The organism is Streptomyces sp. NPDC005533 (assembly GCF_042871845.1).
GTDB lineage: Bacteria > Actinomycetota > Actinomycetes > Streptomycetales > Streptomycetaceae > Streptomyces.
The window spans coordinates 73,709-84,346 of the sequence record NZ_JBIAJH010000032.1 but is presented as its reverse complement, the minus strand read 5'-3'; the positions used below and the strand labels follow the sequence as shown (position 1 = coordinate 84,346).

Sequence of the window (10,638 nt, the reverse complement as noted above, 5' to 3'; positions counted from 1 at the left end):
AACAGCGGCTACCCCATGCCAGCCACACCCGACTCCCCTGGGTGTCCCGATCTTACGAATGACCCGAATCAACCCACGAAGAAAGGTATGGATCCACCCATGCCCGCACGCCGCCGTACCGTGACGCTGACCCGTATCGCCTCCGCCGGTTTCGCCCCGCTGGCGCTGGCCGCCTACGCCGCCGCTCCCGCGGTCGCGCACGGTTCGATGACGGACCCGGTCAGCCGGGTGGCGGCCTGCTACGCGGAGGGCCCGGAAGCGCCGAAGTCGGCGGCCTGCAAGGCGGCCGTGGCGTCCAGCGGGGCGCAGGCGTTCTACGACTGGAACGCCGTGAACATCGCCAACGCCGCCGGGAACCACCGGGCGTTGATCCCGAACGGCCAGCTGTGCTCCGCCGGAAACGACAAGTACCAGGGGCTCGACCTGGCCCGGGCCGACTGGCCGGCCAGCCCGATGACCGCCGGTGCGCACACCTTCCGCTACAAGGGCACGGCCCCGCACAAGGGTTCCTTCGAGCTGTACGTGACGAAGGACGGGTACGACCCGACGAAGCCGCTGAAGTGGTCCGACCTGGAGCCCGCGCCGTTCGCCGAGGCCACGGACCCCGGCATGCAGAACGGCGACTACGTCTTCTCGGGGACGGTCCCGAACAAGTCCGGCCGCCACCTGATCTACAGCATCTGGCAGCGTTCGGACAGCCCGGAGGCCTTCTACACCTGTTCGGACGTGGTCTTCGGCAAGGACAACGGCGGCGCCGGGACCACGCCGAGCACCAAGCCCGGCACGGGGGCGTCGGCGAGTGCCAAGCCGAGCACCGGTACGGGCACCGGCACCGTCACCGGGTCCAAGCCGTCCGACAAGCCGTCCGACAAGCCGTCGGCCCCGACGGACCAGCAGATCGCCGCGGGCGCGGACAAGTCCACGGTGGAGCACGACGGCCACGGCGACAACGACCCGAAGACCAACGGCAGCACCGCCGCCGCCGTCCCGGTCCCCTCGCAGTCCGCGGCCGGCCGCAACCTCGCGGAGACCGGCGGCAACGGCGCCACCCCGGCGATCGCGATCGCCGGGGCCGGCGCCCTGGCCGTCGGCGCGGCCGTGCTGTTCGGGGTGGCCCGCCGCCGTGCGACGACGGCAGGCCGCCACGGCCGCTAGTCCAGCGGGGTGACCGTGAACCGCTGAACCGGTTCGCGCCGCGGACCGCCCGCGCCGCCCGTCAGTCGAAGACGGAGGCGCAGGTGGTCCGTTCGGCGTGGGCCGGGTCGAGGGCGTTGACCGCCTCGTGCCAGGCGATCCGGTCGGTGAGCCCGATGGCGACGTGCTCCGAGAGGTCCAGCGCGCACAGGTCCTGGAGTACGACGTTGCGCACGTTGGGCCCGTTCAGGAACCCGCTCCGGTACGGCGTGACCACCTCGTCGTACTGGGTGGCGATCACCGTGTACTTCACCCCGGGCACGGTGTCCCCGCCCGCGTTCAGCTTCTGCTGGAAGGCGGATCCGGCGATCTGGTCGGCGAGGCCCGGGGTCGCGGTGCTGACCAGGTCCTCGGCCCCGGGGAAGTAGGGGAGCAGCTTGGTGAAGCCCAGCAGGGTGGTGCCGTGGTTGTCGGGGGCGAGTCCGACCAGCGCGTTGACCTTCTCGGCGCCGCCGAGGAACTTCAGGTAGTAGCGCGGCATCATGCCGCCCTGCGAGTGGCCGATGATGTCGGTCTTGGCGGAGCCGGTGGCGGCGAGCACCTTGTCGACGAAGACGTCGAGCTGGCCGGCGGACTTGTCGATGGGGCCGAGCCCGTTGAAGAAGGGCACGCCGGGCAGCTGCCCGTAGTCGAGGGAGTAGACGCAGTACCCGCGGTGCACGAGGTACGGCGCGAGTCCGAGCCAGTTGTCGACGGAGTTGCCGAAGGTGCCGTGCACGAGGACGACGGGGCGCGGGTGCGCGGCGGACGGCTTGCACGACCAGTTGTTCCAGCCACTGCTGGGGGCGGACGCGGCCTGCGCTGCGCCGGTGGGGGCGACGAGTGCGGCGGCGGTGAGGGTGAGGACGGCCAGCGGGCGGAGCAGACGTCTCCAGGGCAGCATCGTGTGATCTCCTTGCGTTCGACTCAAGGGGATGGGGCGTGGGGGTTCGTCCCGTGATCCGGATCACAAGGGGGCGCTGCTGCCGCTAAATTACGGGTGAGTAGCAACACAGGGAAGTTACGCGTCGGTAAAAACTCGCGTGTCGTCCGATCGACCGTCAGGCGGCCAGTGAGCCACGGGCGATGGCCTGCGGCCCGAAGCGCGCGCGGACCCGGTCCGTGACGGCTTCCAGCCGGCGGGCCTTCTCGTCCTCGGGGTCGAAACTGAGCTGCCGCACGGCCCGTTCTGCGGAGGTCAGGCCCTCGGCCCGCAGGGACAGCGCGCGGACCCGGGCCCGTTGCAGGCCGAGGCCCTCGTAGAGGGCGTACGCCGCGGCGGTCAGGGCGGTCGAGTGCGCGGTGGGTTCGGCCAGGGTGCGGGTGCGGGTGAGCGTGGTGCGGTCGGCGCAGCGGACGGTGAGCGAGAGGGCCCGGCAGACCTGTCCCCCGCCCGGTCCTTGTGTACGAAGCCTCGCGCCGAGCTCCTCCGTCAGCGAGAGCAGGGCACGCCGGTGCCGTACGGGGTCCAGCTCGTCCCGGTCGAAGAGCCGCTCGGCGGCGATGGTGCGGGCGGCGGCGCCCGGGCGCACGGGGGTCCGGTCGACGCCGAGGGCGCGTTCGTGCACTTCGCGGCCGAGCCGGGCGCCGAGGATCCGCCGCAGGGCGGCGGGCGGGGCGTCGGCGACCCGGCCGACGGAGTCGAGGCCGTAGGAGCACAGGGTGCGGGCGGCCCTGGGACCGACCCCGTCGAGGACGGTGACGGGCTTGCCCGCCAGGAACTCCCGTACGGCGACGGGCTCGTCGGGGATCACCAGGGTGCCCCCGGGCCGGACCTCGCGGGCCGCCGCCCGGGCCAGCATGGGGTTGCCGGCCACGCCGACGGCGGCGTCCACGCCGTACAGGGCGAGGGACCGGACCCGGACCACGGCGGCCAGCCGGCGGGCGTCGCAGCCGAAGTAGCGCAGCGCGCCCCGGACATCGGCGAGGGCGCTGTCCGGCGCCAGGGCCTGCACGGCCGGGGTGATCCCGCCGAGCAGCGCGAGCACCCCGGCGTACGCCTCGGCGCCGAGCGGTCCGCCGCCGGCGGGGCTCAGCCGCAGGCACATCACGGTGCTCATCCCGCGCTCCCCGGGCTGGAGTGCCACAGCTTGCGGCCGGTCGCGGGGCCGGTGCCCGGGGGCTGGAGGTCGGCCCACGGGTTCATCTCGTACCCCGTGGCCATGCGGATCCGGCGCTCGGGGACCTGTTCCCGCTCCCCCGCCGCACCGTCGCCGCGACCACGACCGTCACCGTGACCACGCCCGTCACCGCCGCCACGACCGTCACTGTCACCACGACCGTCACCGCCGTCACCGCCGGAGACGGCCGGCTCGGCCGCCAGCCGGGCCGCCACCGCGTCCAGACCGCCCGCCGCCCGCAGTTCCACCAGCTCCGCCAGGTTCCACGCCGCGGCCCCGACCACGCTCAGGCTCTGCGGGCCCCGCCGCTGCACGACACCGCGTACCAGCAGCAGGAAGGAGTGGAAGACGGTGTGCGCGCAGCGCTCGTGGCTGTCGTCGAAGAAGGCCAGGTCGACCAGGCCGGTCCCGTCGTCCAGAGTGGTGAAGATGACCCGCCTCCCGGACCGGATCGGCGGGGTCTGGGTGGCCGCCTTGGCCCCCGCGACCAGCACGGTCTGTCCGTGCGCGGTCTCCCGCAGCCGGTGCGCCGGGACCACTCCGAGCTCGGCCAGGAAGGCCTGGTGGTCCCCCATCAGGTGCCGCGAGGCGTCCATGCCGAGGACGCCCAGCTCGGCACTGAGCCGTTCCGCCTCGGTGAGGTCGGGCAGCCCGACGGAGGCCGTGGACCGGCCGCCCTCCAGCGGGAGTTGGGGGCCGCGCACCCCGGCCGCCCGCTGGGCGCCGTGCAGCTCGGTCAAGTGCAGCAGCAGGTCACGCCGGTTGGCGCCGAAGGAGTCCAACGCCCCGACCTGGGCCAGCCGTTCGGCCACCGGGCGGCCCGGGTGCGCCCGGTCCCAGAAGTCGCGCAGGGAGGCGTACGGCTGTCCGTCCTCGATCCGGGCGGCCTCGGCCCCGCTGATGCCGTGGACGTCGGACAGGCCCAGGCGCAGCCCCCACACCGCCCGGACAGCGTCATCGGACACCAGTTCGATACGAGGGGCGGCCGCCGACCGGTTCACGTCCAGCGGCAGCACCGGCACGCCCCGCCGCCGCGCGTCCGCCAGCAGCAGCCGCTTCGGGTACATCCCCGGATCGTGGGTCAGCAGCCCGGCGTAGAAGGCCGCCGGGTGGTGCGCCTTCAGCCACGCCGACTGGTACGTGGGCACGGCGAAGGCCACCGCGTGCGCCTTGCAGAAGCCGTAACTGCCGAAGGCCTCCACGATCTCCCAGGTCCGCGCGATCACCTCCGCCGAGTAGCCCCGTTCGCCCGCCTTCGCCGCGAACCACACCCTGATCCGCGCCTGCGATTCCGGGTCGGACAGCCCGCGCCGCACGCGGTCGGCCTCGTCCCGCCCGCAGCCGGTCATGACGTGCACGATCTCGATGACCTGCTCGTGGAAGACCACCACCCCGTACGTCTCGCGCAGCGCGTCCGCCAGGTCCGGGTGCGGGAAGCGGACCGGCGCCCGCCCGTGCCGGGCCTCGATGAAGGGCCGCACCATGTCGGCGGCCACCGGCCCCGGCCGGAAGAGGGAGATGTCGACGACCAGGTCGTGGAAGGTCGACGGTTGCAGGCGCCCCACGAGGTCGCGCTGGCCCGGCGATTCGATCTGGAAGCAGCCCAGGGTCTCGGCCGAGCGGATCAGCTCGTACGTGGCCCGGTCGCCCGGCGGCACCTGCGCCGGGTCGTCCAGGTCGAGCTCCTCCCCCGTGCCGCGCCGGACCTCCGCGACGGCGTGCGCCATCGCGGACTGCATCCGTACGCCCAGCACGTCCAGCTTGAGCAGCCCGAGCTCCTCCACGTCGTCCTTGTCGAACTGGGACATGGGGAAGCCCTCGCCGCTGGTGGGGACGACGGGCGTACGGGCGAGCAGGGAGGCGTCGGAGAGCAGCACCCCGCACGGGTGCATGGCGATCCCGCGCGGCAGCGCGTCGAGCGATTCGACGAGCTCCCACAGCCGTCCGTACGACTCCCCCCGTACGTCACGCAGTTCGGGGAGTTCCGCCAGCGCGGCGCGGGCGTCGCGGGCCCGGATGTGCGGGAAGGACTTGGCGAGCCGGTCGATGACGGCCGGGTCCATGGACAGGGCGGCGCCGACGTCGCGGACGGCGTGCCGGACCCGGTAGGTCTCGGGCATGGAGACGGTGGCGACGCGCTCGGTGCCGAACCGGTCCATGATCCGCCGGTAGACCTCCAGCCGGCGGGCGGACTCCACGTCGATGTCGATGTCGGGCAGGACGCGCCGGCGCTTGGACAGGAAGCGCTCCATCAGCAGGCCGTGCGCGACGGGGTCGGCGTGCGCGATGCCGATCAGGTGGTTGACCAGGGAGCCGGCTCCGGAGCCCCGGGCGGCCACGCGGATCCCCATCTCCCTGACGTCGTCCACTACTTGAGCGACCGTCAGGAAGTACGAGGCGAAGCCGTGGTAGGCGATGATGTCGAGCTCGTGGTGCATCCGCTCCCAGTACGCGCGGTCGTCCGCGTACCCGCGCAGCACCATGCCCGCCGAGGCCCGGGAGGCGAGGACGCGCTGGGCGCTGCGGTGGGCGGCGCCGACGAGCCGGGCCTCGGGGAAGTGCACGGAGCCCATGCCGAGGTCGTCCTCGGGGTCCACGGCGCAGGCCCCGGCGGTACGGGAGGTCTCCGCGAGCAGGCGCCTGGCGTCGGCGGGGCGCAGCCCGGCCGCCTGCGCGATGCGGTCGGCGGCCTCGGCCATGGCGGCGGGGGCCTTGAGCCAGCGTTCGCCGGTGTCGAGGGGGCCGCGGGGGTCGATGGGGACCAGGCGGCGGGCCGCGTCGAGGATGTCGGCGACCGGCCCCTGGCCGGGGTCGGCGTAGCGGACGGCGTTCGTGAGCACGGCCGGTACGCCCTGTTCGGCGGCGAAGCCGACGGTACGGGCGGCCAGCCGCAGCGAGCCGGGGCCGGTGCCGGTGCGGCCGTGGTGGACGGCCTCCAGGCGCAGGGAGTCGCCGTAGATCTCCCGCCAGGGCGCGAGCAGCCGGGCGGCCCGGTCGGGGCGGCCCGCGGCGAGCGCGCGGCCCACTTCGGAGCCGGGCCCGAGGAGGACGAAGACGCCGTCCCCGCGCAGGGCCGACCAGGGCAGCACCGGCTGCCCGCCGGCCACCCGCGGGGACGCGGCGGCGTCGGCACCGGTGGGGGCGGCGCCGGCGTGGGCGGCGGTGACCATCCGGCACAGCTCGGCCCATCCGGCGGCGCCGTCCCGGGCCAGGAAGACGGCCCGCGCGGCGGACTCGTCGACGAAGGCCCCGCCCTTGACGGGGGTGCGGCGGCGGTACGAGGCCTCGGCGGAGCCCGCCCGGCCGGCGGATCCGGGACCGCGGAGGCCCGTACGCGCGCCGCCCGCGCCGCCCGCGGCGGAGCCGGTCGAGCCCCCCGACCCGGCCGACCCCACCGCGGACGACACGGCCAGGTCCACCCCGAACAACGGCCGGATGCCCGCCTTCGCGCACGCCTTCGCGAACCGCACCGCGCCCGCGAGGGTGTCGCGGTCGGTCAGGGCGAGGGCGTCCATGCCCCGCTCGGCGGCACGTTCCGCCAGCCGTTCGGGGTGCGAGCCTCCGTAGCGCATGGAGAACCCCGAAACGGTGTGCAGATGCGTAAAACCAGGCACCCGCGGCCTCCTGCTTCGCTCGTTGAACACCTCCTCCCCCATCCCCACCATAGAGCAATTCGAATATCCGTGCGAAACACTTGTTCGATCCTCTGAGGTCATCCCTGGAGGTCATCCATTCGGTCCTCCCCTGCTGCGCCCCGCCCCCGGTACGCCGAGCGTGTGGAACATGACCCACCCCACCGAGAGCACCGACGCGGGGCCGCCCGCAGGCTTCCTCGCCGAGGTCAAGGACGCCGTGACCACCCGGGCAGCCCTGCTGGTCCTGGGGGTGCTGGTCCTCCAGCTCGCCTTCATCACCTCCTACATCGGGGCCTTCCACCATCCGAAGCCCAGCGAGATCCCCATCGCCGTGACCGCCCCCCTCGCGCAGGTGGCCGACCAGACGGCGAAACAGCTCGACGCCCTGCCCGGCGAACCGCTCCACACCAGCGTGGTCAAGAACGAGGCCACGGCCCTCGACCAGGTCAGGAACCGGGACGTCGACGCCGCGCTGATCGTCGACCCGGGCGGCACGACCGACCGGCTCCTGGTCGCCTCCGGCGCCGGGGCCTCGCTGTCCCAGGCCGTGGAAGAGGTCGTCACCTTCGTCGAGAAGACCCAGGGCCGGACCCTGCGGGTCACCGACGTGGCCCCGGCCGGCAAGGGCGACAGCCGCGGCCTGAGCTCCTTCTACCTGGTCATCGGCTGGTGCGTGGGCGGCTACCTGTGCGCCGCGATCCTCGCGATCAGCGCCGGCGCCCGGCCCGCCAACGGACACCGCGCCGTCATCCGGCTCGGGGCGCTGCTCTCGTACGCGATCGCCGCCGGGCTGCTCGGCACGGTCATCGCGGGCCCGATCCTGGGCGCGCTGCCCGGCAACATCATGGGCCTGTGGGGGCTGGGCACCCTGGTCGTCTTCGCGGTCGGCGCGATCACCCTCGCCTTCCAGGGACTGGCGGGCGTGATCGGCATCGGCCTGGCGATCCTGCTGGTGGTGGTGCTCGGCAACCCGAGCGCCGGCGGCGCGTACCCGTACCCGCTGCTGCCGCCGTTCTGGAGCGCGATCGGCCCGGCCCTGCCGCCGGGCGCCGGTACGTACGCCGCGCGCTCCATCACGTACTTCCGCGGGAACGGCGCGGGCGGCCCGATGCTGGTACTCGCCGCCTGGGCACTGGCCGGCTCGGCGATCACCCTGGCCTGCGCGCTGTCCCGCAAGGACCACCCGGGCCCGGCGGTGGGCAGCGGCCTCCGGGACTAGGCCCTTGCGGGCGGCTCGGCAGTACGGGGCGGCTGCCCTGGCCCTGCGGGCGGCTCGGCAGGACTTCGGGCGGGTTTGTCGGCGGGGGCCGGCCGGAGCGCGGTTGCCCGGCGGGCGGCTCGGCAGACTTCCGGCGGGCTGGGTCCATAGGCGCGAGTTGCCCCGCGGGCGGCTCGGCAGGCTTGTCGGCGGGGGGCGGCCGGAGCGCGGTTGCCCTGCGGGCGGCAGGGCGAGGTTTGCGGCCGAGCTGGGTCCGTAGCGCGGGTTGCCCTGCGGGCGGCAGGGCGGGTCTCCGGCGGGTCGGCGGGGGGCGGCCGGAGCGCGGTTGCCCTGCGGGCGGCTCGGCAGGCTGGGTCCGTGGCGCGGGTTGCCTTGCGGGCGGCAGGGCGGGGTTTCCGGCGGGTTTGTCGGTGGGGGTCGGTCCGTGGCGCCGCGCCGGGATGTCTCCTCGGCTCGCGCCTGCGGGCATGTCACGGCCGCTGAGGGCGGTTGCACGCTCGTCCTGCGGGGACACCCCGACACGTCCCCACTCCCCTCCGGCTCCCGAAGCCCGGGCGTGGGGCGGGGACACGCAGGAGGGTCCCCGCAGGACGAGCGCGCAACCCAGGCCGCACAACCGGACCACCGCCGCAGGCGCGAGCCGAGGAGATCCTCGTGCGGGGCACCGACCCACCCCACCCTTCCGGGCCTCGCCGCACCAAACCCAGCCCCGCCGGCGATTGAGGCGCGGGGCCCGGGGCGGAGCCCCGATCTTTGAGCCGCCCGCCGGGCCGAGCCGCACCCATCCAGCCCCGCCGGCGAGGCGGGCGGCGTCAGCGTGTCGCGTGGACCACCTCGCCCGCCACCACCACCGTCTCGGCCACCGTGCCCGGGATCTCGTCGGCCGGGACGGCGAGGATGTCCCGGGACAGGATCACGAAGTCCGCCGCCTTGCCCACGGTGAGCGAACCGCGTTCCCCGTCCAGGAAGTTGGCGTGGGCGGAGCCCATCGTGTAGCCGTACACGGCCGTCGCCACGTCCACTGTCTCGGCCGGCTGCCAGGCCGGCCCGGCGCCGGACAGCGGGCGGCGCGTCACGGCCGTGTAGATGCCGACCATCGGGTCCATCTCCGCCACGTTCCAGTCGCTGGAGAACGCCAGCACCGCACCGGCCTCGTGCAGGCTCCGCATCGGCCACGCCTTGTGCCAGCGGTCCTCGCCCACGTTCTGCGCCCAGTCCTGGCCGGGGCCCGCGATCTCCGGTGCGCAGTGCCGGGGCTGCATGCACGCGACCACGCCCAGCTCCGCGAAGCGCGACACGTCCGCCGGGTCCAGGCACTCCACGTGGACCACCTGGTGGCGGGCGTCGCGCGGGCCGTTGGCCGACCGGGCGTGCTCCACCGCGTCCAGGACGGTGCGGATGCCCCTGTCGCCGGTGGCGTGGACGAAGCACTGGAAGCCGCGCGCGTCCAGCCTCGCCAGCAGCTCCGCGAACTCCTCGGCCGGGTAGAAGGTCTCGCCCCGGTGGTGGCCGCAGCCCGCGTACGGCTCCAGCAGCGCGGCCGTGCGCGGCTCCACCACGTCGTCGATGTAGAGCTTGAGGGGGCCGACCCGCAGCCGGTCCCCCGCGTACGTGCGGGCGGCCGCCGCGAAGGCGTCGAGTTCCTCCTCGGTGGTGCCCCGCGGGTGGAACAAGGCGGCGACGATCCGCGAGCGCAGCCGGCCCTCCGCCCGGGCCCGTTCGTAGAGCGCGAGGTCGTCGAGGGAGTTCTGCGGTTCCACCACCGTGGTGATGCCGAAGCCGATCGCGTCGTCGAGGCTCTTGGCGAGCCGCCCGTACTGCCGGTCCGGCGAGGCCCACGGGACGCCCAGGTCGCGCAGCGCCCGGTGGCCGTCGCGCGAGAGTCCCTTGATGGCGAAGTCCTTGACGAAGCCGGTGGGTTCGCCGGTCCGCGGGTCCACCGCCGCCGTGCCGAAGGGGAGGTCCGTGCGGTCGCGCGAGACGCCGAGCCGCCGCATGGCCGCCGTGTTCAGCCAGGCCGTGTGCACGTCGTACGAGAGCGCGATCGCGGGGGTGTCCCCGGTGACGGGGTCCAGGTCCGCGGCGCACGGCATCCGGCCGTCCGGGATCGCGGAGTAGTCGAAGGCCTCGGCCTCGATCCACTCCGCGTCGGGGTGTGCCTCCCGCCAGGCCAGGATCCGCTCGTGGATGCCCTCCAGGGTCCGCACCCCGGCGAGCTGCACGCAGGCGTCGTCGGAGCCGAGCCGGACGTGGTTGTGCGCGTCGATGAAGCCGGGGAGCACCAGCTTCCCGCCCGCGTCGAGCCGCTCGGTGTCCGGGCCGGCCCAGGCGGCGGCCTCGTGGTCCGGGCCGAGCCAGACGATCCGGCCGTCGTGCACGGCGAGGGCCTCGGCCTCGGGCAGGTGCGGGTCCACGGTGTGGATGCGGGCTCCGGTGAGCAGCAGGTCGGCGGGGAAGGGGTGGCGTGCCATGTGGGGTTGCTCCATTGCGT

The 10,638-nt window shown here is 74.3% G+C and carries 6 protein-coding genes; 2 read left to right on the top strand and 4 right to left on the bottom strand.

What is annotated here, in order from left to right; genetic code table 11:
* Positions 1-99: 99 nt before the first annotated feature.
* Positions 100-1,155: a lytic polysaccharide monooxygenase gene (locus tag ACFYP3_RS27430; RefSeq protein WP_388837775.1), complete on the top strand. Its 1,056-nt coding sequence runs from the start codon at positions 100-102 to the stop codon at positions 1,153-1,155.
* A gap of 61 nt (positions 1,156-1,216) precedes the next feature.
* Here the strand turns inward: ACFYP3_RS27430 and ACFYP3_RS27425 are convergent, their stop codons facing one another.
* From ACFYP3_RS27425 to ACFYP3_RS27415, 3 genes are all read right to left on the bottom strand, one after another.
* Positions 1,217-2,077, bottom strand: coding sequence for an esterase/lipase family protein (locus ACFYP3_RS27425; RefSeq protein ID WP_388837772.1), 861 nt, complete (start codon positions 2,075-2,077; stop codon positions 1,217-1,219).
* A gap of 157 nt (positions 2,078-2,234) precedes the next feature.
* The gene (locus tag ACFYP3_RS27420) at positions 2,235-3,233 is read right to left on the bottom strand and encodes a hypothetical protein (protein WP_388837769.1); all 999 of its coding nucleotides are present in this window, start codon (positions 3,231-3,233) and stop codon (positions 2,235-2,237) included.
* Positions 3,230-6,949 (bottom strand): DNA polymerase III subunit alpha, encoded by a 3,720-nt coding sequence (locus ACFYP3_RS27415; RefSeq protein WP_388837766.1) that lies wholly within the window; start codon positions 6,947-6,949, stop codon positions 3,230-3,232. The genes ACFYP3_RS27420 and ACFYP3_RS27415 overlap by 4 nt, the downstream gene beginning before the upstream one ends.
* Positions 6,950-7,076: 127 nt before the next feature.
* On the opposite strand from ACFYP3_RS27415, the gene ACFYP3_RS27410 reads away from it, so the two are divergent.
* Complete coding sequence (locus ACFYP3_RS27410) at positions 7,077-8,147, top strand: DUF3533 domain-containing protein (protein ID WP_388837763.1); 1,071 nt, start codon at positions 7,077-7,079, stop codon at positions 8,145-8,147.
* 812 nt (positions 8,148-8,959) lie between these two features.
* On the opposite strand, the gene ACFYP3_RS27405 is transcribed toward ACFYP3_RS27410, so the two are convergent.
* On the bottom strand, positions 8,960-10,618 hold the full coding sequence (locus ACFYP3_RS27405) for an amidohydrolase (RefSeq protein ID WP_388837760.1): 1,659 nt from the start codon (positions 10,616-10,618) through the stop codon (positions 8,960-8,962).
* Between the last annotated feature and the right edge of the window lie 20 nt (positions 10,619-10,638).